Source organism: Sutcliffiella horikoshii, from assembly GCF_008180725.1.
GTDB classification, from domain to species: domain Bacteria; phylum Bacillota; class Bacilli; order Bacillales; family Bacillaceae_I; genus Sutcliffiella_A; species Sutcliffiella_A horikoshii_B.
In genome coordinates this window covers 204,711-231,371 of sequence record NZ_VTEV01000007.1, presented here as the reverse complement: position 1 = coordinate 231,371, position 26,661 = coordinate 204,711, and the positions used below count along the sequence as shown (strand labels likewise).

Annotated in this window: 35 protein-coding genes; 14 read left to right on the top strand and 21 right to left on the bottom strand. The window is 39.0% G+C overall.

Annotated elements, in window-relative coordinates; all coding sequences use genetic code 11:
• Positions 1-79: 79 nt before the first annotated feature.
• Positions 80-631 carry an HD domain-containing protein gene (locus FZC76_RS17980; RefSeq protein ID WP_148989539.1) on the top strand — a complete coding sequence of 184 codons (552 nt, stop codon included), beginning with the start codon at positions 80-82 and terminating at the stop codon, positions 629-631.
• Between the two features lie 53 nt (positions 632-684).
• On the opposite strand, the gene FZC76_RS17975 is transcribed toward FZC76_RS17980, so the two are convergent.
• The 5 genes from FZC76_RS17975 to FZC76_RS17955 form a co-directional block, all read right to left on the bottom strand.
• Positions 685-1,560: a GNAT family N-acetyltransferase gene (locus FZC76_RS17975; RefSeq protein ID WP_148989538.1), complete on the bottom strand. Its 876-nt coding sequence runs from the start codon at positions 1,558-1,560 to the stop codon at positions 685-687.
• A gap of 89 nt (positions 1,561-1,649) precedes the next feature.
• The gene (locus FZC76_RS17970) at positions 1,650-2,234 is read right to left on the bottom strand and encodes an SCO family protein (RefSeq protein WP_262372706.1); all 585 of its coding nucleotides are present in this window, start codon (positions 2,232-2,234) and stop codon (positions 1,650-1,652) included.
• 64 nt (positions 2,235-2,298) lie between these two features.
• On the bottom strand, positions 2,299-3,294 hold the full coding sequence (locus FZC76_RS17965; protein ID WP_148989536.1) for an aliphatic sulfonate ABC transporter substrate-binding protein: 996 nt from the start codon (positions 3,292-3,294) through the stop codon (positions 2,299-2,301).
• 24 nt (positions 3,295-3,318) lie between these two features.
• Complete coding sequence (locus FZC76_RS17960) at positions 3,319-4,074, bottom strand: ABC transporter permease (RefSeq protein ID WP_148989535.1); 756 nt, start codon at positions 4,072-4,074, stop codon at positions 3,319-3,321.
• Positions 4,071-4,844, bottom strand: coding sequence for an ABC transporter ATP-binding protein (locus FZC76_RS17955; protein WP_148989571.1), 774 nt, complete (start codon positions 4,842-4,844; stop codon positions 4,071-4,073). The genes FZC76_RS17960 and FZC76_RS17955 overlap by 4 nt, the downstream gene beginning before the upstream one ends.
• 256 nt (positions 4,845-5,100) lie before the next feature.
• Here FZC76_RS17955 and FZC76_RS17950 point away from each other — a divergent pair, with 256 nt between their 5' ends.
• The 4 genes from FZC76_RS17950 (at position 5,101) to FZC76_RS17935 (ending at position 7,862) form a co-directional block, all read left to right on the top strand.
• Positions 5,101-5,826 (top strand): alpha/beta hydrolase, encoded by a 726-nt coding sequence (locus FZC76_RS17950; protein ID WP_148989534.1) that lies wholly within the window; start codon positions 5,101-5,103, stop codon positions 5,824-5,826.
• Between the two features lie 268 nt (positions 5,827-6,094).
• Positions 6,095-6,616 carry a YjcG family protein gene (locus FZC76_RS17945; protein ID WP_088017712.1) on the top strand — a complete coding sequence of 174 codons (522 nt, stop codon included), beginning with the start codon at positions 6,095-6,097 and terminating at the stop codon, positions 6,614-6,616.
• A gap of 3 nt (positions 6,617-6,619) precedes the next feature.
• Positions 6,620-7,045 carry a GNAT family N-acetyltransferase gene (locus FZC76_RS17940; RefSeq protein WP_148989533.1) on the top strand — a complete coding sequence of 142 codons (426 nt, stop codon included), beginning with the start codon at positions 6,620-6,622 and terminating at the stop codon, positions 7,043-7,045.
• Positions 7,046-7,160: 115 nt separating this feature from the next.
• Complete coding sequence (locus tag FZC76_RS17935; RefSeq protein WP_088020208.1) at positions 7,161-7,862, top strand: DUF421 domain-containing protein; 702 nt, start codon at positions 7,161-7,163, stop codon at positions 7,860-7,862.
• Here FZC76_RS17935 and FZC76_RS17930 read toward each other — a convergent pair.
• Positions 7,832-8,740, bottom strand: coding sequence for an MBL fold metallo-hydrolase (locus tag FZC76_RS17930; RefSeq protein ID WP_148989532.1), 909 nt, complete (start codon positions 8,738-8,740; stop codon positions 7,832-7,834). The genes FZC76_RS17935 and FZC76_RS17930 overlap by 31 nt on opposite strands.
• A gap of 31 nt (positions 8,741-8,771) precedes the next feature.
• Positions 8,772-9,035 (bottom strand): hypothetical protein, encoded by a 264-nt coding sequence (locus tag FZC76_RS17925; RefSeq protein WP_148978593.1) that lies wholly within the window; start codon positions 9,033-9,035, stop codon positions 8,772-8,774.
• Positions 9,036-9,171: 136 nt separating this feature from the next.
• Between FZC76_RS17925 and FZC76_RS17920 the strand changes: the two genes are divergently transcribed.
• The 3 genes from FZC76_RS17920 (at position 9,172) to FZC76_RS17910 (ending at position 12,323) form a co-directional block, all read left to right on the top strand.
• Entirely contained in the window at positions 9,172-11,454 is a 2,283-nt protein-coding gene (locus FZC76_RS17920) for a UvrD-helicase domain-containing protein (protein WP_148989531.1), read from the top strand.
• Positions 11,455-11,615: 161 nt separating this feature from the next.
• Complete coding sequence (sda, locus tag FZC76_RS17915; RefSeq protein WP_187442137.1) at positions 11,616-11,777, top strand: sporulation histidine kinase inhibitor Sda; 162 nt, start codon at positions 11,616-11,618, stop codon at positions 11,775-11,777.
• A gap of 75 nt (positions 11,778-11,852) precedes the next feature.
• Positions 11,853-12,323: a hypothetical protein gene (locus FZC76_RS17910; RefSeq protein WP_148989529.1), complete on the top strand. Its 471-nt coding sequence runs from the start codon at positions 11,853-11,855 to the stop codon at positions 12,321-12,323.
• 223 nt (positions 12,324-12,546) lie between these two features.
• On the opposite strand, the gene FZC76_RS17905 is transcribed toward FZC76_RS17910, so the two are convergent.
• The 12 genes from FZC76_RS17905 to FZC76_RS17860 all read right to left on the bottom strand — a co-directional run bounded on the left by FZC76_RS17905 (position 12,547) and on the right by FZC76_RS17860 (position 18,742).
• Positions 12,547-12,807, bottom strand: a complete 261-nt coding sequence (locus tag FZC76_RS17905) for a stage VI sporulation protein F (protein ID WP_010192912.1) — start codon at positions 12,805-12,807, stop codon at positions 12,547-12,549.
• A gap of 150 nt (positions 12,808-12,957) precedes the next feature.
• Positions 12,958-13,098, bottom strand: coding sequence for a YjcZ family sporulation protein (locus FZC76_RS17900; RefSeq protein WP_010192910.1), 141 nt, complete (start codon positions 13,096-13,098; stop codon positions 12,958-12,960).
• A 361-nt stretch (positions 13,099-13,459) separates the two neighbouring features.
• Positions 13,460-13,699 carry a hypothetical protein gene (locus tag FZC76_RS17895; protein ID WP_148989528.1) on the bottom strand — a complete coding sequence of 80 codons (240 nt, stop codon included), beginning with the start codon at positions 13,697-13,699 and terminating at the stop codon, positions 13,460-13,462.
• A 47-nt stretch (positions 13,700-13,746) separates the two neighbouring features.
• On the bottom strand, positions 13,747-14,607 hold the full coding sequence (locus FZC76_RS17890; RefSeq protein ID WP_148989527.1) for a DUF421 domain-containing protein: 861 nt from the start codon (positions 14,605-14,607) through the stop codon (positions 13,747-13,749).
• Between the two features lie 34 nt (positions 14,608-14,641).
• On the bottom strand, positions 14,642-14,818 hold the full coding sequence (locus FZC76_RS23220) for a hypothetical protein (protein ID WP_187442136.1): 177 nt from the start codon (positions 14,816-14,818) through the stop codon (positions 14,642-14,644).
• 16 nt (positions 14,819-14,834) lie between these two features.
• The gene (gene spoVAE / locus FZC76_RS17885; RefSeq protein WP_148989526.1) at positions 14,835-15,191 is read right to left on the bottom strand and encodes a stage V sporulation protein AE; all 357 of its coding nucleotides are present in this window, start codon (positions 15,189-15,191) and stop codon (positions 14,835-14,837) included.
• A complete protein-coding gene (spoVAD, locus tag FZC76_RS17880) occupies positions 15,191-16,210 on the bottom strand; it encodes a stage V sporulation protein AD (protein WP_148989525.1) in 1,020 nt (339 codons plus the stop codon). The genes spoVAE and spoVAD overlap by 1 nt, the downstream gene beginning before the upstream one ends.
• The gene (gene spoVAC / locus FZC76_RS17875; RefSeq protein ID WP_148989524.1) at positions 16,210-16,686 is read right to left on the bottom strand and encodes a stage V sporulation protein AC; all 477 of its coding nucleotides are present in this window, start codon (positions 16,684-16,686) and stop codon (positions 16,210-16,212) included. The genes spoVAD and spoVAC overlap by 1 nt, the downstream gene beginning before the upstream one ends.
• Before the next feature lie 13 nt (positions 16,687-16,699).
• Positions 16,700-17,152, bottom strand: a complete 453-nt coding sequence (locus FZC76_RS17870) for a YhcN/YlaJ family sporulation lipoprotein (RefSeq protein ID WP_148989523.1) — start codon at positions 17,150-17,152, stop codon at positions 16,700-16,702.
• Between the two features lie 111 nt (positions 17,153-17,263).
• A complete protein-coding gene (locus FZC76_RS17865) occupies positions 17,264-17,617 on the bottom strand; it encodes a DUF1360 domain-containing protein (RefSeq protein WP_262372704.1) in 354 nt (117 codons plus the stop codon).
• A gap of 58 nt (positions 17,618-17,675) precedes the next feature.
• On the bottom strand, positions 17,676-17,828 hold the full coding sequence (locus tag FZC76_RS23215) for a hypothetical protein (protein ID WP_187442135.1): 153 nt from the start codon (positions 17,826-17,828) through the stop codon (positions 17,676-17,678).
• A 92-nt stretch (positions 17,829-17,920) separates the two neighbouring features.
• Positions 17,921-18,742 (bottom strand): coiled-coil domain-containing protein, encoded by an 822-nt coding sequence (locus FZC76_RS17860; protein WP_148989522.1) that lies wholly within the window; start codon positions 18,740-18,742, stop codon positions 17,921-17,923.
• A gap of 177 nt (positions 18,743-18,919) precedes the next feature.
• Here FZC76_RS17860 and FZC76_RS17855 point away from each other — a divergent pair, with 177 nt between their 5' ends.
• From FZC76_RS17855 to FZC76_RS17845, 3 genes are all read left to right on the top strand, one after another.
• Positions 18,920-19,660 carry a BMQ_0737 family morphogenetic spore coat protein gene (locus FZC76_RS17855; RefSeq protein ID WP_148989521.1) on the top strand — a complete coding sequence of 247 codons (741 nt, stop codon included), beginning with the start codon at positions 18,920-18,922 and terminating at the stop codon, positions 19,658-19,660.
• A gap of 143 nt (positions 19,661-19,803) precedes the next feature.
• Positions 19,804-20,559: a hypothetical protein gene (locus FZC76_RS17850; protein ID WP_148989520.1), complete on the top strand. Its 756-nt coding sequence runs from the start codon at positions 19,804-19,806 to the stop codon at positions 20,557-20,559.
• A 134-nt stretch (positions 20,560-20,693) separates the two neighbouring features.
• Positions 20,694-20,981 (top strand): hypothetical protein, encoded by a 288-nt coding sequence (locus FZC76_RS17845; protein WP_148989519.1) that lies wholly within the window; start codon positions 20,694-20,696, stop codon positions 20,979-20,981.
• Between the two features lie 60 nt (positions 20,982-21,041).
• On the opposite strand, the gene FZC76_RS17840 is transcribed toward FZC76_RS17845, so the two are convergent.
• On the bottom strand, positions 21,042-21,884 hold the full coding sequence (locus tag FZC76_RS17840) for a glycosyltransferase family A protein (protein ID WP_148989518.1): 843 nt from the start codon (positions 21,882-21,884) through the stop codon (positions 21,042-21,044).
• Positions 21,885-21,974: 90 nt separating this feature from the next.
• On the opposite strand from FZC76_RS17840, the gene FZC76_RS17835 reads away from it, so the two are divergent.
• From FZC76_RS17835 to wecB, 3 genes are all read left to right on the top strand, one after another.
• Complete coding sequence (locus FZC76_RS17835) at positions 21,975-22,946, top strand: glycosyltransferase family protein (RefSeq protein WP_148989517.1); 972 nt, start codon at positions 21,975-21,977, stop codon at positions 22,944-22,946.
• A gap of 72 nt (positions 22,947-23,018) precedes the next feature.
• Positions 23,019-23,396 (top strand): hypothetical protein, encoded by a 378-nt coding sequence (locus FZC76_RS17830; RefSeq protein ID WP_148989516.1) that lies wholly within the window; start codon positions 23,019-23,021, stop codon positions 23,394-23,396.
• A gap of 83 nt (positions 23,397-23,479) precedes the next feature.
• A complete protein-coding gene (wecB, locus tag FZC76_RS23645; RefSeq protein WP_222928518.1) occupies positions 23,480-25,360 on the top strand; it encodes a non-hydrolyzing UDP-N-acetylglucosamine 2-epimerase in 1,881 nt (626 codons plus the stop codon).
• Between the two features lie 44 nt (positions 25,361-25,404).
• On the opposite strand, the gene FZC76_RS17820 is transcribed toward wecB, so the two are convergent.
• Positions 25,405-26,646, bottom strand: a complete 1,242-nt coding sequence (locus tag FZC76_RS17820) for a glycosyltransferase (RefSeq protein ID WP_148989515.1) — start codon at positions 26,644-26,646, stop codon at positions 25,405-25,407.
• Between the last annotated feature and the right edge of the window lie 15 nt (positions 26,647-26,661).

Sequence of the window (26,661 nt, the reverse complement as noted above, 5' to 3'; positions counted from 1 at the left end):
ATCACGCTCATTACTTGCACACAACACTCCAATTATGATATTCTATAAAGAAACACATTTTTACAGGAGGGAGATATTAATGAGAGAAGTAACACTTACCGATATCTTTACACACCCTATTACACAGAAGTATTTAAAGCGCTCCGGTGTTGCACATGCCCTAGAAGTGGCCAACCATGCCTTTCATTTGGCATTCAAATATAATGTTAGTGTTGATCTGGCTACCAAAGCAGCTCTTCTTCATGATATCGGACATTATGAATGGTACCGACAAGGAAAATGGGACTATGAGCTTTACAGAGAGAATGATATACATGCAATCAAAGGTGCAGAGCGCGCTCACAAATTATTGATACGCTTAGGAGAAAATCCACAGAACGCTAAAAAAATTTCTGTAGCTATCCTTTTGCATACTGATTCCTATCTGCCTGAAATCGACGTTAAAAGAAGTCCATTACAAAAAGTAGTGAAGCTAGCGGATGAAATGGACGAAGAAAAAGGCGGAAACCACCACTATAAACAAATAGATAAAAACCTTGCGCTTGAAAAAATCAACTACCTTGATCAACTCGTCGAACATTACCTTCCAAAACAACAACTTTCATCACCTTCACATGAACAATCAATGTAACAAACAAGAGGTAGCCGTTGCTGCCACCTCTTCCATTACAAATATGAAAACCCTTACTTGGCTAGATAATAATCAAACCCATCTACTATTCTGAACCCAATATTCTCATATAGCCTTATTGCCCCTTCATTTTTCACATCCACATCCAACCTTATAGATTTTTTCGGGTATCTAACAATAATGTCGTTTATAATCCTCTCCAATATGATACGACCATAACCTTTTCCTCTTTGGGCTGGAGTAACTGTAAATGCGCTTAAATACACTGATTGTTCTTCATCACTTATGGTTATTGTTGCAATAGGATTCTTATCTAAACGCACAAGAAACAGCTCATATCCCAGCTTAGTCAAATTACTCTCAATAAGTCTTTTTATATTTTCATCAGAAGAAGCAACCTCAAACCCTTCCGAAAAAAGCTTCATAATCATTCCTGAATCTGACAAATCTGCTTTGTTAATGGACATGTTTACCGGCCAATCGTCTTTTTTTCGAGAAATCATATTATATTCCATGGTAAATTCGGTATACATGTACGTTGCATCCATCTTTGATGAGAGATGAATCGCAGCGTCAGACTTTAAAGGACAAACGAAAATTACTTCATTTGCATCCCGTGCCCTCGTTATTTGCTTAGCATGTTCTAGCAACCTACTAAACTTCCCTTGATTTCGATAGGCAGGATGAATCATTCCTGCAAGCTCCACCTTCTTTGGATCAACAAATGAATACAATCCCAAAAAGCCAACTAAATCTTCTTTCTCGCGCGCCAAAATAAAATCAAGATGCTTGTCGTCCCCTTTTTGTATCATAGATAAATTTAGACAAGCACCTATTTCGAACGAATCATGCCTTTCGCATGTTTTTAACAGCGCAACCACTTCTTGATATTCCTCTTTAGACAGGCAGTTTGTTTTGTTAATCTCCATCGTTTTCCCCCATATTTTTCATGCTTTCCTAAACACAAAACACCCATATGACATCTTATGAGTGTTCAAGGCAAAACGTAATTCTTATGTTAATCAGTTACTTTCTCTAAATCTTCCATGATTTCTTCTAAAGGAACATCCAATCCACTGTACGACTCCCTTACAAACCCTTCTTTATCCACCAAAAATATACTAGTGCTATGCATATACTGATCCGAACCTTCTTCTTTGGAAGCCGGTACCATAAACGATACATTTGCAAATCGCTCTATCGTTTCCTGGTCATATCCGGTTACAAAATCCCAAGCTTGATAATCTGCTTGATATAAATCACCATATTCCTTTAACGCTTCCGGAGTATCATTCTCAGGGTCGATGCTAAAAGATACAATTGGAACTTCAACACCTGTTTCCTTCATTTCTCTCTGTACCCTTGCCATATTGGCTGTCATCGGGGGACAAACTGTATCACAATTGGTGAAGATAAAATTCGCCAGCCAGAATTCTCCTTCATGCTCCGAACTCGAAAAGGCCTGTTTGTCCTGATTTACACCTTCTAATTCTTCTACATCAAGCTTCATGGAAAATTCTTCATCTAAATTAACTTCATTGCTTCCGCAACCAGCCAAAGCAAGCAAAATTACAAGTGACAATAATGGCCAGATTCTTTTCAAGTTTATTCCTCCAAACTCATAAAAAAGTGTCGAGACCATTATAGCCCGACACTCTTATGAAATGCTAGTTAACAAATTGTGAATCAATGAAATCTTTGAAATCAGGCTTTTCTTTCAAGAATTTAAGTTCAAAGGAAGAGTTTGCAAATTCCTGCACCACTTCCGCATCCACTTCATGAGTGAAGCGAATTCTTTCCCAAGCAGAATCAATTACTTCTTTTGAAAGTTCTTGGTTTGTTAATTCCTTAATAGAAGTAATCGCAATTTCTTTTGCCTCATTCGGATTTTCCGATATAAAGTCTATTGACTCTTGGTGTGCATCCACTAATTTTTGTACCAAGTCTTTATTTTCGTCAATCAGCTTACCGCTTGTAACAAAGATGGTGTTAGGTAGAGTAGTACCAAACGAAATCTCTTTACTGTCAACAAGAATGTTCGCACCGTGCTCGATGGATAACAAGGAAGCCCATGGCTCCGGAACTGCCGCAGCATCTACACTTTCTGCTTCAAACATCCCCGCGTATTGTGCAGGGTTACCTGTAACATGCTTCATGCTTCCACCAATACGAGCGGAGGAAAGACCATAGTCTTGTAAGAATGTTTCCATTTGAACATCATGCGTACAACCAACTCCAGGAGTGATAAACGTGGCACCATCAAGCCCCTCTACAGAAGTAATGCCACTTTCCTTACTAGCGATAATGACCGTTCCGCCAGAAGATGCTCCAGCCACCACTTTCACATCTGCTCCGCTTACATAGTTGTTCATTGCCGGACCAGGTCCAACTAATCCACCATGAATGTCCCCTGTTTTCAATGCCGTCATGAATGCGCCACCATCAGGAAATGTCTTGTATTCCACTTCATACTTGTCACCCAAGGCAGCCTCGTACAAAGCTTTCTCACGAGCAACCATTGCTGGCACGTGATCGATGTTAGGAAAATACCCGATAACTATTTTCTCTTTTCCGTTTGAACCACTTGTGCTTGAACCACAACCAGTAAGGACTCCCATTGCCAATAAAAATAGTGCACTGATAATCAACCAACCTTTTTTCATCTCTTTTCCTCCCATACTCTCTATTTATGAATCCAAGCCCCAACGTTTGATGACATTTTTCTCAAAGCGCTGGAAGATAACTAGATCTACCACTGAACCAATCACGCAAATTATTATGATGACGCCAAAAACTAAACTCATCTGGCCGAAATCAGCCGCATATTTCAACGTATAGCCTAAACCAGGTCCCATACTCAATAATTCAGCTGCCATCAGCGCTCTCCATGCAAACGCCCATGCAAGCCTTGCACCTGTCACCGCGTACGGAACAGATGCTGGTAAAATAATCTTCCAAAACATCTCCACACCACTTGCTCCCATTGTGGAAGCAGCTTTGATATATAAAGGGGGGACACTTTTTATACCCATCCTCATATTAATTGTCATCACGAGCGTACCACCAAGCGTTACAATAAAGATGATAGCCGTCTCGTTAAAACCGAACCAGATAATCGCTAAAGGCAACCACACAATACTAGGTACACTTTGCAGAGCAAGGACAAGCGTCCCCACTGTTTCATCTGCCGTTTTCGACTTCGCAAGCCAAATCCCGAGCAGGGTTCCGATGATAAGTGCCAAAAAAAGCCCCACTCCAAGGCGCTTAAAACTCGCCCCTAAATCATAAAGCAATGTTTTATCCATAAATCCTTGGTATAACGCCACAGCTACATTCGATGGTTTCGGCATCACAGCCGGTGACCAACCGATTAAGAGCACCACCACTTCCCAAATGATAAATAAGGAGGCAAAGAATATGAGGCGTTTTACTCCAGGTTTCATCGTCTCAACTCCTCCTCTACAACCTTATCAATCTCTTTTTCCAGCATGCCGCTGATTTGCGATTCCAAATGTGCAACCTCTTCATTCGTCCGTAAACGCGGACGGGCAGCATCTACTTTAATGTCTGCAATAATAGTTCCAGGCCTTGTTCCCATCACAAGGATCCGGTCAGAGAGTTTAATTGACTCATGAATGCTATGTGTGACAAACAAAACAGTCTTCTTTGTCTGCAACCAGATTGTTTCCAGTTCCTGCTGAAGACGCAAACGTGTTTGTTCATCTAATGCGCCGAATGGTTCATCCATTAATAGAACCGTCGGATCCATGGCAAGTGCTCGTGCAATAGATACTCTTTGCTGCATTCCACCTGATAATTCATGCGGATATTGCTTGAGGTTACTGCCAAGCTGCACCATTTTTAAGTAATGAAGGGCCCTCTTTTCTCTTTCTTTCTTGTCTTTCATATCACGGATGGCAAAAAGGACATTTTCTTCCACGGTCATCCACGGAAACAAGGCAGCTTGCTGAAACACCATCCCTCTATCTTTTCCCGGCTTTGTAATAACCGATCCCTTCAGTCGGATTTCTCCTTCTGTCGGTTTAAGTAATCCTGCCACCATCGAAAGCAAGGTAGACTTCCCACAGCCAGATGGCCCAAGAATGGAAACGAACTCTCCTTCTTGTATGTCAACATTTATGGATGAAAGTACTTTATTTTCAACGTTTTGTTGTGTATAAACTTTTGTAATATCAGAGATCTGTAAAAACAACATATGCACCTACTTTACACTTTTCGCATAATCCATATTAGTTTAATCGGATTAATTGGATAAAATATATTATATAACGTATGTGAAAAAGGTCAATATATTGACAGAAAATAATTAAAATAATTTTTATTCGTTTGACAGGAGTGTAATTTGTCGCAACAAAGCTTACCATTCAACAAAATGGATACAAATGTGCTATAGTATACGGTAAAGCGCTTACCACAATAGATAAAGGCATCACAGGAGGTAATGGACAATGGGTAAAAACGTTGGGCGTATTGATGAATTCACCCTATACAGCAAAGAACTTAATGAAGAAATGACACTAATGGTCTATACACCAGCTAACTATTCACCACTATATAAATACAACATCCTTATCGCACAGGATGGAAAAGATTATTTCACACTGGGCCGCATCGGCAGTACCACCGACAAACTGCTTGCAGCAAACGAAATGCAAAATACCATTATCGTCGGTATCCCATACAAAGACGTTAAAGATCGTTGGGAAAAGTACCATCCAGACGGAAGCAAAAACAGTGCCTACATTCGCTTTCTTGCACATGAATTGACACCATATATTGATGAAAAATATCCATCCTATCAAATGGGAATGGGACGAGCTTTAATTGGCGATTCCCTGGCAGCAACTGTGTCTTTGATGACAGCTCTGTCATACCCGCATACATTCGGCAAAGTCATTATGCAATCTCCTTATGTGGATGAAAAGGTCATGAAGAGAGTGGAAGAATTCAGCCAACCTTCCTTCCTATCCCTTTACCATGTAATCGGCACAAAGGAAACGGAAGTACCGACTACTAACGGAGAGAAGAAAAATTTCATTGAACCAAACCGTGCTCTCCATACACTAATGAAAGAAAAAGGATTCTCCGTCTATTACGAAGAATTCGAAGGCACACACACCTGGACCTACTGGCAACCCGACCTAAAACAAGCCCTACCAAAAATGCTTTCATAATTTAAATAAGATTTCCCTGTAGTTTGGGAGTGCAGGATATGAGACTCCAGCGGAGGTAGCGGTAGACTTGAGACCCCACAGCGCAGCGAGGAGGCTCAAGCACCGCCCTCTGGATAAGCGAATATCCGGAACGGAAAACTACAGGAGTTATCCAATAACAATAGTTATTTAAGAATGAAAGGGAAACTTTTCTATTCTTTTGAAAAAAATTAAGATAAAATAAGAAGATAAGTTACTATATTGCAAACGCTAATAGGAGGGATATTGGATGAAATATGGAATAGCTATTTTTCCGACCAAAAAATTACAAGATCTCGCAAATTCATTTAGAAAGCGTTATGATGCTCACTACGCATTGATTCCGCCACACGTGACATTAAAAACTGCATTCGAAATTGATGAAAATGATATGAAATCAGTAACCGATGAGCTTGCAGCAATCGCAAAAGACACTACACCAATCCCTTTGAACATTTATAAAGTGAGCTCTTTTGCTCCAGTAAACAATGTCATTTACCTTAAAGTAGATCCAACAGACGAACTGTTATCCTTACACGAAAAGCTTCATTCCGGAAAAGGATATTTTCAAGATAACCGTGAATTTTCCTATGTGCCTCATATAACAATCGGCCAAAATTTATCTGATGATGAGCACTCTGATGTTCTGGGTCAATTAAAAATGACCAATATTGAGCATGAAGAGGTGGTCGACCGCTTCCACCTTCTCTATCAATTAGAAGATGGCATGTGGACGGTTTATGAAACATTCCGCTTTGGAAAGGATTGCTGAACCTTGTATGTACAAGTTGTAGACTCAGATATAGAACTGCAGGATGCCTATTCTGTCAGAAAAACAGTTTTTGTGGAGGAACAAAATGTGCCTCTGGAAGAAGAAATAGATCAATACGAAGAAGATTCCGCGCATTTTGTACTGTATGATGAGGACCAAGCAGTAGGTGCTGGTCGCTTTCGAATTGTTGAAGGCATCGGTAAAGTGGAGCGAATTTGCGTCCTTCCTTCTCATCGAACTTCCAAAGGTGCAGGACGGCTTATCATGAATACCATTGAAGAATATGCAAAAACAAAAGAGATGCATGTCCTAAAGCTTAATGCGCAAACACATGCAGAACCCTTTTATGCGAAAATTGGATACGAGACGGTTTCCGACATTTTTATGGATGCAGGAATCCCCCATGTGACCATGACGAAAAACATCTAAAAAGATATCTCTCTAAGGGAAACCTTTCGAGAGATATCTTTTTTGTTTTCATACTTTCCCCGCTCCTTACTAATACTACTGTCAAGGACCCAACATAAAGGATGACATAATCATGATGATGGACTACGGTCGTATTGCAGTAGAATTGGTAATTGGTTTCTTTGCACTATTTTCAATTACCCAGTTGCTCGGAAAAACACAAATCACGCAAATAACACCCTTTGACTTCATTTCAGCACTTGTATTAGGAGAACTTGTAGGAAACGCATTATATGATAATGATATTGGTGTTGTAAAAATCCTTTTTACGTTGGGATTGTGGGGAATATTGATCTTTTTACTTGAAACAATCACACAGAAGGTACGAAAAACAAGAGGATTGTTAGAAGGCAGGCCGTCTATAGTCATACATAAAGGCATCATAAATAAAAAAGAATTGAAGAAGTCCAAATTAGATATTGACCAACTGCGACACCTTCTACGTTCAAAAGGTGCTTTCTCCATTCAAGAAGTAGAGTATGCCATCCTTGAAACAGATGGTACAGTTAGCGTTTTAAAGAAGCACCCTTATGCTCAGCCTCTGAACGAAGATTTGAACATACCTTTTAAAGCAGTCACACTTCCTATTCCGGTAATTTCTGATGGAGAGATTTTAAAGGACAATTTAGATGAATTCAACCTGTCTGAGCAATGGCTTTTAAACGAAATTAAAAAAATCGGCTACCACAACCCAAAAGACATCGTGTTTGCCGAGTGGGAAGAAGGAAAGCCAATTTATGTCATGCCTTATTCAGAAGAAGATGCAACGACCAATTGATTGTTGCAAACAATTAACTCCACACGTCCTTCTTGAATCAATTTGGTTAGGTATGCAGTGACGGCTGTTCGGAACAACATAAATGACGGCACATTGCGGATGGTGATCCCTTTTTCCATGCAACTTTTTGTCACTAACTGTTCGATGGTTATGCCGTCTACCTCTTGATTAACAAGCGTGTATAGTAAGTTTTCAATCTCTTGGTGAACCTGTAAGTTTTCCTCTATGGTTGCAAGGAAGTTTACTTCATAGCTCCCGTGTCCGGGTATTGCACCTGCACACGGGAGATTTTTTATTTTTTCAAGACTTTCGATAGTTTGTTTTGCGTCAACAATATAAGGAATTCCATGTTTATGTATAATTTCCACACCAAAATAGGCGTCAGCGGCAAAAAGGACATCCTCGACGATCACGCCGAATTGATGGTAACTGTGTCCAGGCAAGTCCACTGTTTGAAAATGGCTCTCCCCCACTTTCACCTCTCCTGTATCTTCAAGAATTAAATCCACCTTTATCGGCTTCCCCTCCAAAAACTTGTTCCGCCATTCTTGGATAGGATTGACACCATGAAACAAGTACAATGGTTCTAGTATCGGTTCTTGAAGGATGGCGGCTTCCAATTTAGGTGCCATGGTGTAAACCTTTTGGTGCCTTTGCAAATAGGCCGCTCCCCCATAATGATCCGCATGAGCATGCGTGATGAATAGATGGGTCAATGGAAGTTCTTTTATTTTTAACGTTTTCAACACTTTTTTCATCGCCTGTTCTTCAAGTCCCGCATCAATAAGCATTCCTTCTCCAGAAGAAAAACGGACATACCCAATATTAACGGACCCTTGAAAATAATAAACGTTATCTGTTATCGAATGAAACTCCACGTAACATACACTCCCTAAAAATTTTGGACTTTTATATGGTTTCGTGAAAGAAGCGTCCTTTTCCTGTTATGTCCGCCAATAATTTATCGGAAATGTCAGAAGCCTGCTTTTCTTTTTTTCGATTAACCTGATTGTGTTGCAAATTTCTATGGATTTCTTCCCATGATTGCTGCGGATCTACCTTATAGAAAGCTGGTCTGAATACTGGATCAAGTTTAATCCGTTGTTTTTCGGAAACAGTTCGGTTCGCATATTGTGTGTAGGCATCCATTTGCACTGGTAAAACATATCCCATCACTTTTCTCCCCTTCCCTATTCTACGTATAATTTTCCCTGTTTTTGCATAACACAAACTTCCTTTGACTCGTGTTCTCTCTATATAATATGTGGTACTATGGATAAGATTGACGGTTATAAAGGAGTATACACGTATGAAATCTGCTGTTTGGAAAGAACGAAACATACATATAAAAACAATGGCTAGAGAAATGTATCAAGAGGTGTACGACGCCGGTGTAAAGGGCGATCTCATATGCAAATTCTGTGGTGAGAGTGTCAAGCTCTATTTAGGCCTTAGAAAAGAACCTCATTTTTATCACATAGATGCTTCTATTGCTCATGAAGAAAACATATCGAAGACAGAAACAGCGGTTACACCAAAACAAGAATATGTGGAGCGCGATGGATTTCGCTATCCTAAATCCAGAACTGTTATGGCGGAAAAAGAAAAGCCAGCAGAATCTTGGAAAGCTCCAAAGCCGCTTACACATCTTCCCATCTTTATTAAAGAACATACGAAAAGCCATTCAAATATAAGTGGGTTTTTCCATGGATTACAAGAAAAAAATATATTTTTAGATCCCGCCCAGCAAGAAGCTGTTTCAACAGTAGATGGGCCGCTGCTAGTACTAGCAGGTGCCGGTAGCGGAAAAACACGGGTATTAATTACTCGTGTCGCCTATATGGTCCAGGAGGAAAAGATCGACCCAAAATCCATCATGCTGATTACCTTTACAGCCAAGGCAGCAAATGAAATGAAGGAACGACTGCGATTATACGAGTCACCGGGTTCAAGAATGTTCGCTAACCTTCTAACTGGTACGTTTCACAGTATTTTCTATCGAATGCTTCAACACCATCACCCTGAGAGATGGAACGGCGACAACTTATTGAAATGGGATTGGCAAAAAGAGCAATTTTTAAAACAGGCCGGGCGCAAGCTTGGTTTGGATGAAAAGGACTTCCCATTTGATCAGGCCATACAGCAAATCGGCTACTGGAAAAATAATATGCAGACACCTAAGGGGATAAAACCAACCAGTAAGCTAGAAGAGCAGTTTCAGAGTTTGTATCAGGACTTTGAGGACTGGAAGCGCGAGAAGTATGTATTTGATTTTGATGATATGTTGCTTGGATGCTATGAGCTGTTGATGGAAAACCCAGCTCTTCTCGCGAAGTATCAGGAAAGATTTCAATATTTTTTAATTGATGAGTTCCAGGATATTAATAAGGTGCAATATGAAACAATGAAACTACTGGCCAAAAGCGGGAATATCTGTGCAGTAGGGGATGATGATCAGTCTATTTATGCGTTTCGTGGCAGCAGTCCCGATTATATATTGAACTTTCATCGAGATTTTCCTTCTACACAAGTCGTCACGCTTTCCGAGAACTACCGATCAACGCACACCGTCGTTGCGGCAGCCAATCAGGTAATTGATAAAAACAAGAACCGCCGCGTGAAAAAAATGATCGCTCAACGTGACAATAAGCACTTTCCTGTACTTTTTTATCCTTACGACGAGGAAGAAGAAGCCACCATTATCGTGCAAGATATGAAGGAACAAATTGAACAAGGGGCCACTCCGAATGATTTTGCTGTCCTATACCGGACACATAGTGCCGCACGCGCAATCTTTGAGAGGCTCTCACAATCCGGCCTTCCATTCAAGCTTGATCAAGATTACGAAAGCTTTTATAAACGAAGGATTGTGAAAGGCATCCTCGGTTTTCTGCGATTAAGTCGTGATTCCAATGATGTTCAGGCTCTATCAGATATTCTCCCGACTCTCTTCCTCAAGCAATCAAACCTCCAAGATGCAAAAGCCATTAGTATTTTGGAAGATTGCAGTTTAGTAATATCATTGAGTAAATTGACCAATGTCCAGCCGTTTCAAGTAAAAAAAATCAAACGGATCATCCCATTATTTAAAACACTTGCCAACGTCTCTCCTTCCGTTGCACTGGAGATGATTGAAAAAGACATGGGCTTTGATGAATACATTAAGAAACGCGGCAATGAGGGGAACGCACTCGAAAAAGGATCCGATGACATTCGTGATTTGAAGGTGGTTGCCCGCAAGTTCAAGACCATCGCTGAATTTTTAGATCATGTTGAAGATATGATTGCCAAAACGGATGAGATGAAGAGGCTCAGCAAGCAATATTCAAATGCCATTCACCTCTCCACTATCCATCGCTCTAAGGGACTTGAGTATACAAATGTTTATGTCCTTAGCGCTGTCGATGGCAGTCTACCACATGATTTTGCACTAGAATCTTACCGAAATGGTGAGATCCAGGCACTAGAAGAAGAACGCAGGCTTTTGTATGTGGCAATGACTAGAGCCAAGGAAACCTTGCAGCTCTCCATAACTATGAATCGTCGCGGAAAAAAGGCATATATGACTAGATTTATAAAAGATATTCTCTAACGTAAAGCGCAAATCCTTCCTCATTTTTAGGATGGCGCTTTTTCGTTTTGTCAACAAAAATTCATCAAAAAAACTTTATTTTTAGAATAGTGAAAAAGTGCGTTTCAACTGCTCCTATCTGGGTATGTACCCTATAGATAAGTGGAAAGGGGTATAATCTTTTGAAAGCATTGGATTCTCACCATAACTGTTCCATCACAAAACTGTCCGATGAATCTCTCCAGTTTGCATATGAAAATGCCAAAGCAGAGAATCTTGATCACTATTTTATTCAGCTACTTGAGGCAGAGCTACTGAAACGAAAAGAAGGTTGCGTATATTAATTATGCTCCATTTTCTTGCTGAAAAATGATACTATTTAGAGTATATAGATAATTTTTTTGAAAAGGGGATATCCAATGGCCAACGTCACACAGGAAGAGCAAGATTTACAATATACCTTTCACAGAAAAACAGCGATTAACCTATTCAATGAAGTATGGGATTTGATGGAGAAAGCGGAACGTACTCCAGAAGAAGATTTTCAAATGATACATAAAGCACATGCCTCCCGCTTTCACTGGGGCGAAATTGGTGAACCTGTTAACTTCTCCCGGGGCGAGTGGCAAATATCAAGGGTATATGCCGTTTTACGACGCCCAGAACCATGCCTTGCGCATGCAAAAAGAAACCTTGATATTGTTTTGGAACATGAGATTAAGGACTTTGACCTCGCATTCGCATACGAAGCCCTAGCCCGAGCTTACAGCTTAAGCGGAGATAGTGCGGCAAAAGAAAAGTACCTTAACCTGACAAAAGAAGCATCCACACTAATCGCAAAAGACGCCGACCGTAATATAGTGTTGCAGGATTTGGAGACGATAGAATAGGATTTTCAAATTCAGTTGAGTTATTAAAAAACCATAGCTGATGATTGGAGCGAAAGGCTGAGACTCCAACGGGAGGTAGCGGTAGACTTGAGACCCCGCAGCGCAGCGAGGAGGCTCAAGCACCGCCCCGTGGAAAGCGAAGCCTGGCGCGGAGATCATCAGCGGTGTTCAACGCAACAAAAAACATCTGCCCCATCCACAAACGTGGAAGGCAGATGTTTTTTTACTTCTTCTTCTCATTCAACATCTTTGAAATAGTCCCCATATCAACAGGCTTATTACCATTAATCAATGTATTTACAATCTTATCTTCCAATTCCTTAGGTACCTTCTTATTCGCCAACGTCGCTACACGAGAAACCAAATTACGTACCGTCTGCTCGTCTTTGAAATTTGCATTCTGCATCGAATTAGCAAGCTCAAATACGTCCTTCATGCTTACGCCCGTTTTCTTCTCAATGCCTTTAAAAATATTATTATCCACCAAACATCCTCCTCTCGGATATATCACATTGTATGTGAGAGAGCCTATCGGTGTGCCACTAATAATTCATCACTCACTACTGTAGAGGTTGACAAAACAGAAAAGCACGGGGACATGTCCCGTACTTTCCATATTCCCACTAATTAATTATTAATAGAATTTAGATGCACCAACGATGATCAAAAGAATGAATAGAACAACGATTAGCACGAATGTGCCGCCTTGGTTGCCACAACCGTAACCGTAACCAGCGCCACCTACACCATAAGGATAGCCTCCATAGTAACCCATAATCTCGCACCTCCTTAATGAAGATTCCCTATTACTATATGTACTTTTCGAAAAACGGTATGGGCGCTTTGACGGGCAATGTGCAGTTTTGCGGATTTTTTTTAGAGAGTATGCTCTTGAACTATCGTGTAAGTTTATAATGCTGGGTAACTCTCAAAGGTGGATAGGTGGATTTTGTTTGGTTGGACATTTCCCAAGTGACCTTCTACATTTCCCGGCATACCTTCTACCACTTTAACCTGCTGCTTCTACTATTAACACTCCACCTTCTACCGTTAAAAGAAAACCTTCTACAACTTTCCCCAAAAAAACCAAAAACGAAGGGGGCCTTTGACTCTCTCCCCCTTCGCAAAATTAAGATTCACTCTTCTTCATCCTCAAAATCCACATCAACAGTACTTGCTTTTCCTTCCATCCACCGCTCCAAATTTCCAATGTATTTGTTCATCTTGGCTTCTAGCTGCTGAACATACATGAATCCTTCATCTGCAGTACTAATATTTATTTTCGCCTGTTTGCCAGCCTCAGTAATTCCTTCATCAACCTTCCACCGTTCAAAAAGAAACTTTAAATGTTCATCTCCAAAATCAAATTCACTCATGACACTTCACCTCAAACTATTATATGAACAAAAAAAGAGCCGGTAGCTTAACCCTTTAATAATGGGCGCAGCTTGCGGCTAAGCTCTTCCAGACTCGTCATGGCACTTTGATAAAATGCGCGGTTTTCAACTGAATTAGCAGTGACACTTAGAAACGAAAGGTCAGAAATACATTTTTCAAGCGTCACAATTGTCAGCACCCTTTCTTTTAACGGCGCTGCTTTTATATGATCATTATATAAATCTACGCACATTTCTCCCCAAGCATTCACTTGAGCGAGAAACACATTATCTAAAAGGACATTCCGTTTCTCCAGCTCTGCATCCAACCAAGCCCGGTTTAATCCAATTTGAGCAAGAGGTTCATCTAAGATTTCCCCGTCCATAATCACCGTTTGAGGCTCTATCTGCTCTGGAGCGTCAGCATGGAGATCTCCGTAAGTAGCAGGTTGCTTTTCTTTTTTCAAAAGCACACTTAAATCACCATTTGACTCAAGTGTCGCAAATTCGATGTCATCCACACAAAAAATATCTTTCTTACGCAACTGCTCGAGAAACTCATCAATCGTGTACTTTTCTTTCTTCAAATTATGCTCTAGGATCTTGCCATCCCGAACAAACACCGTTGCATTTCCTTCCACAAAATCTCGAAACTTTTTATTCCGAAGAGAGATTTGTGAGGTGACTAGTGGGAAAAGGGACCAAACCAATATGCTTGTCACACCGTTCGTTAAATTCAGATCCCTATCCATCGACAATGTCCCCGCAATATCTCCCACCGTAATCCCAACAATATACTCAAAAAAAGACAGCTTTGACAGCTGCTTCTTCCCCAAAAGCTTCGTAATCAAAAACAGACCAATAATAATAGCAAAAGATCTTACAACAATCTCTATCCACTGCGGCACCACACACACCTCCTCACTCTTAACTCTGAATAGATTATATTTCCTTAAGTTTCAAGTCAATGTTAGCAAGAAGGTTGTCGATTTTCATCATCGATTCGTGATAGGTGTTTTGAGCGACTGGATCACTTGCTTCCATCGCATAGACGTGAAGATTGTTTCGTATCATCTTCAAGCTTGCCCGGTTATAGGAAAGCATCATTTTTTCATCCACCGCAAACAATCCCTCCTTACCCTTTCGGTTTAAATAACAGTGCACCAATGAAACCGAACACAATGGCTGCAGAAATACCGGAGCTCGTCACTTGAAACATCCCTGTCAACACACCGACTAGACCGTGATTTTTTGCCTCTTCTAAAGCACCATGCACCAAAGCATTTCCAAAACTTGTGATCGGTACGGTCGCACCAGCTCCGGCAAAGGCTATCAAAGGTTCATATAACCCCACTCCATCCAATACAGCACCTGCAACCACCAATGCACTCAACGTATGCGCAGGAGTTAGTTTAAACACATCAAACATAATTTGACCAATCACACAGATAAGCCCTCCCACAACAAACGCCCAAAAGAACGATAACAACATCAGCTGACACCCCCCATCCCCATCTCAATGGACACTGCATGAGCAATACATGGGATCGATTCCTTTTGCTGAAAAGAAACAGGAGATAACAATGCACCTGTAGCCACAAGCAAAATTCGCTTGTATGTTCCCTTTTTCATTTCATTCAATAAATGTCCATATAAAACCACAGCCGAACAGCCTGCACCACTGCCACCTGCAAGTATCGGCTGGCTTTTATCATAAATCATCAAACCACAATCTTGATATTGCTCGTCACTTATCTGCAACCCTCTTTCCCTTAACAGTTCAAGAGAAACCTCCCGGCCAATCTCTCCAAGGTCACCTGTTGCAATCAGATCATAATAGGATGGATCTCTCCCAGTATCTTTAAAATGCGCTTCAATAGTATCCACCGCAGCAGGAGCCATTGCCCCTCCCATATTAAACGGATCGGTAAGTCCCATATTAATTACTTTGCCAATCGTAGCGGAAGTAACCTGGGGCCCTACGCCAACATTGCTGACAAGTCCTACCCCTGCACCTGTTACGGTCCACTGTGCTGTCGGCGGTTTTTGACCACCATATTCTGTTGGATAACGAAATTGCTTCTCCACAGCCGCATTATGGCTGGAAGCACCAGTTAAACAGTACTTGGCTCCACCATAGTTCACCAAGAAGCCAGCTAACGCCAACCCTTCCATCGATGTAGAGCACGCTCCGAACACTCCAAGATACGGTACTTCCAAAGCCTCAGCCGCAAAATTGGAAGGGGTCATCTGATTAATTAAATCCCCTGCAAGCAAAAATTGAACATCGGACAGTTCCAAACCTGCCTTCTTAAGGGCAGTCTCACATGCTTCCTCGAGCAAAACCCGGTGTGCTTTTTCATAGCTATCCTGTTCTAGCCATAAGTCTTTATGCAGCAAATCAAAATCATTAGCAAGCAAACCATTCGCTTCAAAGGGGCCGCCAATGGCAGCACTGGAGGTGATGACAGGCTTATTCGCAAAAATCCATGATTGTTTTCCCTGTAGCATTAAAATCCTCCTAACGAGACCACAATTGTCTTCACTAACGCCACTACAAAGGCCGAGAATACGCCGAATAAAATAACGGATCCTGCAAGTTTAAACATATTAGATCCCACTCCAAGCACGTATCCCTCCGTCTTATGTTCAATGCATGCCGAAATTACGGCATTCCCGAATCCTGTTACAGGAACCGCGCTTCCCGCCCCTGCAAATTGCGCAATACGGTCATATACACCAAACCCTGTGAGCAACATCGCAATAAATATCATCGTCGCAACGGTCGGGTTCCCTGCGGTTACTTCTGTAAAATTAAAAAAGTATATGTACATCAATTGAATGGCCTGTCCAACAATACAAAAGAGGCCACCCACTAAAAAAGCGATGATACAGTTCTTCCATACCGGACGCTTTAACTCCAGGGTTTGTTCGAATTTTTGATAGGTCTTTTGTTCCGGTGTGAGTTGCTTATCTTTATTACTCATTTAACGACACCTCCTATGCTTTTTCTTCACGTAAAGTCTTCATTTTTTCGATGCGCTTCTCCAGTTCCTTTTCTGAGATCTGCTTCTGCTCGACATCTCTTCTAAGCCTTTCAATTTCAAGGCGGATCTTTAAATCATGGGATACGACCACATTTTCATCAGGAAATTCTTTTTCCAATGCCTTTTTCACTTTCTTCTCAATCTTTTCCGTGAAAAATTTCTGGTACTGTGTCACATGGAAAGCAACCACCAACTCATCTTCCGTGTCGTAAGCTACAGCACCTTTAACTTCTTTAAAATCCTTGGCAATCTCTTCTGCCCGTTGTTCCTTGTCTGATTTCTCCTTTTGTTCGTTAGAAGTCCTCATGACAGTGTCCTCGATTCTTTCTTTGACCTCACCTTGCCCGCAGGCACCCAACAGTCCAACTGACATACTCACTAAAATCACAATCGCCATCGTTTTCATTTCTACACCTCATTCTGCATCCATACTCTATCTCTTAATATTTATATCTGTCTTCGAAATTATGTATAGAAAACTTCACTTTAAAAGGCCCTCCCATAAGGAGAGCCACATTTAATCAATAATTCTTGCCACCATACTTTCTAGAATCCCTGCCACACCAGCTGCACCAAAAATAATCAGGACAGGCTCCCCTAGGAAAGGATAAAACGTGACCAAAAGAAATAAACCCGTTGTAACCCAAACACCGGTACACCAGTAACAGCTTAGCAGCTCTCCCATCCAGCGTCTTAGCCCTTTTCCTTTAAGGATGATATATTCCTCTAATTCTCCTTTATCATTCTTCTCCTCGATTTCTTCCATAAAAGGTTTTCGGATAAAACCTGCAATCTTATCCAGTACAAGGAGCCTTGTCATTCTGAAACTGGCAAGTCCAAGTAAAAGAAACCAAAACCAGCTTTCAAGCAAAAAAATTCCCCCTTTCATATTGATGATATGTATGAAAAAGGGAATTAGTAGTATGAAGTTAATCTTCTTGGATAACTTTTGCTTTTTTACCGCAGCCACAACCGGAGGATTTCTTTTTCTTGTTTGATGACGAGGAATTATTACTTGAAGAAATCACTTTCATCTGACCAGATGTAGGTTTTGGTTGGCCTGAATAATGATAGTAGTTCATATGCAACCTCCATTTTGTTCGTAGTATAAGATACTTTATCTTATGCGTTTTCGACAAAAAGGTTTTCCGCATCTATCATCACTCGTATAGGCTTATGTGTTTTTTTTCACATTATTATAGAACCAAGATTGAATTCGCGGATCATTCCCAGGAGTTTGTTGCGCTGGTTTCTTCTTTTCTAGACTGGAAACCTTCGTGGATTCGTGAATTACCTGATCCCCTTTCTTCTCCAACTCTTTTACACACTCATTAAGTTTTTTCAAGTCATCTGTTAAAAGAGAGTTCTCATCATGGAGCGTTTTGACTTCCTCCTCTAACTCTTCCACCATTTTGCGGTAGGATTGATTTTCCGCTTCTAACTGATCATTGATATCAGCAATCTTTTCATAGCCCTCGTGTGCCTGATTGGAGCTCTCAATCTTGACGAGCAGACTTTTGACGGTTTCCTTTACCATTTCGTATTCTTTTTCAAGATCCATATTAATCGTGGTTTGTTTCTCCAGCTTCCTCTTTAAGTCATCAAGCTCTTCAGTAAGCGACTCCTTTTCCTCAATTGCTTTTAAGTGTGCTGTACGTTCTACTTCACACTGTTGCTTTAATTGAGAGACCTCATTGCTGATGGTCATCAATTTTCCTTGGTGATCCTCCTTTTGTTTAACAAGCTCACCTTTATATTGTACTATTTCCTTCTGTAGCTTCGTAACTTTTTCTATTTCTTCTTCCTCCAATTTGGCGAGTTTTTCCTTTAACTGTAGGATATTTTCTTCATATTCGCTTTTTTGCTTTTCTATATTTTTCAAGAGAGACTTACTATTAAGCCTTTCTACATATGCAGTAAGGCGCTTTACTTCTGCACCTAAATGAATGATTTTCTGCTGTAAGATAATTTTATCGTCGTTCTTAAAGCTTTCCATGCTTATCCCTCCCAAAAACTCTCCCTTTTAAAAGTAATTCCATTAGCCTGGGAAATATGACTATCTGATGCAAAAATAAAATTTGGGTTATTGTCTCGGCACACTTACCCACCAAATTCATACTATACAGTAGTCCCGTAACCCAAATGGGTATTAAATGAATAGGAGGAGTTTTTAGTGAGTCATAAAGAAACTGAAAGAGTCTGCATTAAGGCTCGTAAAGTTTACGACTGGGTAACTCGTCAAGTGCAGGTTTCCCCTAAAAGTATATGTAACTCTGATTTAGAAGGAATCTTTGCATGCGATTGGGAACACGATGAGGATGCAAACATTGCAGACCTTTTATGTGAAATAGATCCAAAAATTGGTCCCTTAGCAGTAGAATGTTACCTATCCGACGACCACGGTCGTAAAATTGATGTAATGGCAGCACACCACCACCGCCATCACAAAGGCTTTATCTGCAAAGAAATCGAGCAACCAGGTGGACGTCAAACAGTTGACGTAGAACTACCAGACGGCACAGAAATCGAATTACAACGCGTTAAAGTTCTAATCAAAGGTTTTGTTACAGTTCAACTAGTAGACGCTCAAGGCCGCGTAAGATGCTGCTCCAAAGCACTACCTTTCGCGACAGTTCAAACATTCCTGCTATGTGCTCCAGAAGGCACAGAGCTAGACTGCCATGTAACATACTTTGAGTGCGATTCCAACCTAATCGCAACAGACGAATTCTCACAACTAGACGTAACACTTGCACTTTGCTTAGACATCCAAATGGAAGCAGACGTTAAATTAGAAGTGGAAGCAAGAATCTGCCGCCCACGTGAGGAAATTATCGAAGGCCTAATCTGCCCTCCAAAACAATTTCCAGAACAGTGCCCAGAAATCTTCCCAGCACATAGACGCCCAAGATAACTTCCACATACAAATAAAACACTTTCTAGAACAGCCAAAAGGATCGGAACACCATCCGATGCTCTTTGGCTGTTTCTATTGTGTTCATAAGGAAGATTGTCCGGTTCATAGGATGGTGTAAACATACTTGTGAGGAGTGTTGAATGGTGGATCCAAACAGTGAGTTGTTTCGAGCAAAACAACAGGTAATCTATTATAGAGCGGAAATTGCGCAGTATAAAAATAAGATAGGTGAGCTGGAGAGACTTGTGGAGAAGGAAGTTGTGAGGAATAAGTATTTACAGGGGAAGATACGGGAGTTGAATGGGGAGAAAATTGCGGGGTTACAAGAAGAGATACAGAGGTTGCGTAAGAGAGTGATGGAGTTGGAGGTGGAGTTGGAGGAAGAAAGAAATAGTCAGACCGTTAGTGTACAAGAACCTCAAATGCCAATGAAGTTAGACAAAGTAGACATCTATAGTTACTTTAATTACTCAATTATCTTACCTCCTGAAGGCGAAGATATAATAAGTATTTATGGAGACTTCACCATAGTAAGTACAAGGGATCTGCCCTTGGAGGACGTGGTGGTTTGTATTAAAGTGAAGCCTGTGGGTTTAGTTACATTTTCCGGAAAGATTTCAGATCCTAGGCTGTTGAATGGCCCAGGTAGAGGACGTGAAGATATTGAATGGGTATGGGCTGTGGAAGACTGGAGGGATAGGATTCAACAAAACGGAGAATATTGGGTGAAATCCATTCGTTCACCCATAGCTAATAGGATTACATTAAAGGCGTTTGAAATATTATTTAGTGAAACTAATAGTAATGGCAAAGTTATAGTTGAATCATTTATTTATCTGGATAGTAATTCTCCTCCACATGCCTCCATCAATAAAATAAATTTTCATATCCCGTAGGCTAATCTACTAGATTCATAGAAAAAAAGGCACTTGTACTAAGGTAAATGCCCTCCCATAATAGACCAACTAGAATACATTAATGTAGGAAGTAAAAATTCCTAATAACTTAAAATTTAGAGGGAGGCAAAATAATGAGTTTTTATTATGAGTATAAGGGTTGTTGTGGCAGTAAGAAAAAGGTAGCTGTTGAGGAGACTGCAAGAGAGTGTTTCTGCAGCAAGTTTATTAAAAATTTTATCGGCCAAGAGGTAAACATCTTCTTAAAAGGTGACAGTACTACTCCAGTAACAGGACGCATTGCATGTTTCGATAAAGAAACTGGTATTGTAACAGTTGCAGGATTACTTGACACTACTGATGTTGTCTTAGATTACATCTGCTGTGAAGCAATCACAAGAATCCAGCCAGTAGTAGCTTAATATATTCCAATACAGCTCAAAAGAACTCATGGTTGTTGTCATGAGTTCTTTTTCTGATATTTAATTTACCTTAAATTGATGATATATTTCGTTATTTATTGGTGTACCAAAAGTATTATAGTTAGCGGCTGATAAGTCCATGGTTAATTTCCCCTTTATTGTTAAGTTGTTGTCACCATAGCCATATACTCTGAAAATAAAGGGTAGATCAATCAGCTTATATTTTACTTTATACATTTTTAGATTCTGAATGATTTTTGGATGACTAGTAAGAGTTAATACATGGAAAATGCCGCCGGTAGTTTCTATGGCGTTCGGTAGCTCATTATTTTCAAAATAAAAAACCGAGCAACTCCCACAATGTTTATAAAAATTGCTGATAAGCCAAATCTCATTCCTTTTTAAATTAGACATTATTCCCTTATTAAATATATAAGCTTTAGATAAAGGGCTTTTATTTAAATATTCCACAAACCTAAAGTGCACCCAGTCATCTGCGTCTAACGGCATAAAATAACCACTGTAACCTTCCTTTGATAAATATTGGGCTATTACTTTTCTCTTTTTCATTTTGTCATTTGACATGCCTACATTAGACCTTGAAATAGGGAAGTTAACACTAATCCAAGTCACTTTACTATTACTCAATTCATTAATAGTTGGTTTTTCATGACCAGCTACCATTATACGAAAGTTCTGCTCCGTATTATTGAGAATAGATTTTAAGGTTTTAGCAAGTTGTAGTTGTACTACATCCCAATTTCTTGAAACCTTTTTACTTTTTAATGAAATAGCAAATACAATAGTTGATTTCTTATTATTGTTAGGTTGAATGGAAGAATCTAGTTGAGTATTAATTTTATTTAAATAGTTAGTTATATAATCCGGGTTTATATTCATCATGCACCCCCTATCTTAGCAAAAATATTATTCGTTTCTATCCACTATATGCATCGATCAGTTTTTATCTACTTACGAGGAAGTGATTTTATTTTGAAAAAAAAACCTAAAATCCTAGTATTAATAAAGCCATTTAATAAAACTATGCCTAAACATAAAGCTAAGTATGACATGATAACGGCAATGGAAAAGTATGCAGAAGTAAAATATTGGCATAAAAACGGACATATTAGAGCTATTCTAAAAGCTTTAAACTTTAAACCTGATTTCATCTTACATTACGATATTGCCTGGAACTACGCCCTTGCACCAATGATAAATGGATTAGGGGATATTACAATCCCAAAAGGATGTGTGGTTATAGACATCCATTTCAATCGGAAAGTTAGAAAAGATTATTTTAAAAACAATAAAATAGATGTTATTTTTTCACTTACTAAATCTTCTTTTTTAAAAGCTTTTCCTACATTCAAGAAGAAGTTTAAATGGTGGCCGTTTGCCATTAACCCCGCTATCTTTAAAGATTATAAAGTAAAAAAGAGTTATGATTTCTTATTGATGGGTCAAGTTTACGATCAACAAAAAAATGCCAGAACAAAAACCATTACACCAAGTGGAAAATATCCCTTTAGAGATGAAGTATTGCTAAAAATGAGGAAGGTTCCTGGCTTTGTCCACAGACCACACCCAGGGCATCATGCCAAAATGAATGCACTTGTTAATGCTAATTACGCAAAGGAAATTAGTAAAGCCCACATTTTTTACACTTGTGGATCAAGATATAAATACCCTGTCTTAAAGTTTTTTGAGATACCAGCCTGCCGAACTCTTATGCTTGCTGAACCTGTGCCTGATATTCTCGAATTAGGATTTAAAGATGGAGTAAACTTTGTCGCTTGTAACATTAATAATTTTTATGAAAAAGGGATGTACTATCTAGAGAATGAGGAGGAGAGAGAGTTAATAAGGGATAATGGATATAAATTTATTCATGAAAATCACACCATTTCTGTAAGAGCCTTAGAAATAACAAGTTATATACAGGAATTGCTAAAAACCAAATAAATAACCAAACGATAGAAAAAAGGAGGAACTATTCTGAAAGTTGAATTATTTGTTAAAGAAGGGTTATTGACAATGAAATTCATAACACAAGAGGATGGTAAAAACAAAGTTCCTAAGTTTAACAGTAGTTTTAAAGAGACAAAGGAAAATACTTTTAACATGCCGGTTTGCACTATAAAACTGCCTCAAGATTGGAATTTATATTCACTACATCCTGATCTACTCGCACTTGCTGTAGCATCAATAATTCTACCATTTTGTGGTTCTAAAATAGAAATGCCTATCGGAGTTAGTGATGCATTTCATCCAGAATTCTTCAAAAATACGAATAAACACTTCTACCCTATTGATGCTTCGCTAAAGCCAAGGAAAGCCAACAACACCGCTGTTCCTGCATTGTGTTATAGTGGAGGGCCAGATTCAACAGCCGCTGTTATTGTTACCTCCTGAAAGTAAACTTTTTTAATAAAAAGAATGACTCCCAAAGAATTTTTAAATAAATCACTATTAAATCAAACAGCTGCTCTTCACGCTTGTTCCATACTGAAGAAAAAGGGAAAGATGTTTACATTTGTGAATCAAACTTAGAGTTTATTAAATATCCAGCGGGTTATTCTACATTCCTTACAGAGGCAGCACCTGCATTATTATTAGCTGACTACTGTAATCTAGACAGCATTGCCAATGGTCACACAATAGAGGAAGGCTATCAGATTGGCTATTCAGGTTATCAAGATTTCTCTCATTCTCCTTTTGGTATGTGGAGCAGTCTATTGGAAGTCGTCGACATGCCTTATACTTTACCCACTTTAGGTTTGAGCGAAGTTGCAGCCCTGAAGTTGTTACTTTCATCAGATTTTAAGAATGATGTTCAATCTTGTAGTCGTGGAAGCACTAATAAACCATGTATGAATTGCATTAAATGTTTTAGGAAACTTCTGCTGAAGAAAATCATTCTAAAAGAAAAACTAACCGATAATTTACTAGATCAGTTTTTTAATATGAATAGCGTACAAAAAATACTCAGCCCATTTTATCCTCACTTTGGTAATGTTTATTGCTATATTACCTCTAAATATATGGGAAATCATAAAAATATGGTAGCACTAAAAGTAAAAACTAGAGGACATCAACTTAATACAGATTGGATGGAAAAATGGTTTCCAGAAGCTGAAAAGCATATCTCAAACAAATACACCCCCTTCGTTCTCCAACAAATACGAAAAAATGTGAAGGTGATGAACCAAAGTGAAATAGATGAATGGAAAAATTCTTATAGTGTCGAATACTGCAGCAGGAAAAAACAACAAAAAAATTCAAGCGCCGGGGTGAATGAATTGAAAATTGTAACCATTGTTGGTGCTAGACCACAATTTATTAAAGCTGCACCTCTATCTATGAAATTAAAAGGGATCGGCACTGAAATAATTGTAAACACTAATCAGCATTACGATTACAACATGTCTGACATTTTTATAAATGAACTTCAATTGCCTAACCCTGACTACAATCTAAAAGTTGGATCAAAGTCTCATGGACACCAAACCGCTCACATGCTAATGGGAATTGAGGATATATTATTAAAAGAAAAGCCCGACATCGTATTGGTATATGGTGATACTAATTCCACTTTAGCAGGCAGCTTAGCAGCAGCTAAGCTACAAATACCTGTCGCACATGTAGAATCTGGTCTAAGAAGTTTTAATAAGGCGATGCCAGAGGAAATAAACCGAATTATTACAGACCATACCTCAAGCTATCTGTTTTGTCCTACAAGAGAATCTGTGAATAATTTAAAGAATGAGAACCTTACAGAAAATATATTTCTTGTCGGCGATATTATGTATGATGCAACCTTACTTTACAAAGACTTGGCACTAAAAAATTTAGATGTTTTTGACAAACTTCAACTTACCAATGATTTAAATAACTATTATTTACTGACCATTCACCGGGCTGAAAACACCGATAACCCTGATAGATTATCAAGAATCCTAAAGGTTTTAAATAGACTAGACAAAAAGATAATCTTTCCCATCCATCCTCGTACAATGAAAATGATTATGCACTTCAACTTAAAACACTTACTAGAGAATAAAAATATTATACTCATAGACCCTGTCAGTTACTTAGATATGCTAAATTTAGAAATGCATGCCTCATTGATTTTAACAGATTCAGGTGGGGTACAAAAAGAAGCATACATGCTGAAAGTCCCTTGTCTTACACTCCGTAATGAAACAGAATGGGTGGAAACAACTGAGAATGGATGGAATGAAATTTGTGGAGCAGACACGGATTTCATTTTGCGAAAAATCAGCGAATATAAAACACCAAATAAATATGAATATATTTTCGGTGACGGTGATTCGGCTGGAAAAATAGTAAATATATTAACAGGTTTTAAAAACTAAAACAAAGTTCAGAGGGCAAGCATGGCTCCTCTGAACTTTGTTTTTTAGTAAATGTACTTTATCTTACTGGAGAGCAGGAATTCATAAATATAATATAATATATCCTCCATCTTTTCCCAACAATATACTTTCTCCATCACTTTGAGGGCATTATCACTCATTTCATTTAATTTCTCAGGTTTATTAATAAAATATGCAATAGCTTCCGCATATTCCCTACCAGTAACATTAAATTTATCAATGACGATACCACACTTATATGTCTTTATAAATTTTTCCATTTCGTAACATTTATTAACGAGTACAGGCACTCCATTGTTTAGATAACTAAAAAATTTATTCGGTAAAGCAAATGTACGGTTAAGAGATAATTCTTGAAGATCGTTATCAACCCATCCTAAATCAACATCTTCCATAAATGAGGGTATCTCTTCGTATTTAACCCAACCTGTTTGTATTATGTTTTCTTCTATTTCTTGCGGTATAGGTAATGGACTGCCTGCTCTTGTTCCACCGATTATCTTAAATTTGAAATCCACTTTATTTATACTTGCTTTTGTCATGTCGATAATTTTATCAATATTTCCTCGTTCTTTTGAAATACTTCCTTCATGACAAAGGATAAAGCCGCTCTTATTTGGCATTGATTGTTTTTTGGTTTTATTTGAGAAAGGCGGAGTATTGTATATGACTTCTACTCTTAGAGTGGGATTCATTGCGAGGAACCAAGATTTTATTGCTTCAGATACTGTGATAGTAAAATCTACATGTTTGATAAGTGTTACTAACATCTTTTTATATACCAAGTGCCTATCGGCTGGTAATTTAATAAAAGGATCTGGGTATACTTCATGACTGTCATAAATTAATTTTACGTTTTTATTACCTTTTTTCAACAGTTTCTCTTTAACACACACACCAGAGTATAAAGAAAAAAGTTCATGACAGTGATATATATCAGCATTTTGTTCTATTCCAAGTATAGCAAGTGGATCTGTGGTATTTACATATTGTTTTTTAGTTATATTTTGTGTAATTTCTTTTAGCGTATCGCTTGTTTTTTTCCTATTATACGTAACAATTTTGATTCCTTCATGGGTAAAGCTTTTTTTAAGGAACTTTTTTGTAAAAGGTGTCCCATCCACATCATATAAAAAACCATCTCGTCTCGGGACTATTAATGTAACATCGTAACCCACCCTGTATAGGCTCTTTGCTTGTTTCTTAAAAATTCTTGCGTCTAGAAATGAATGACTGTCCACCATTATACAGACTTTTTTTTTCATGTATTCCCTCCTTAA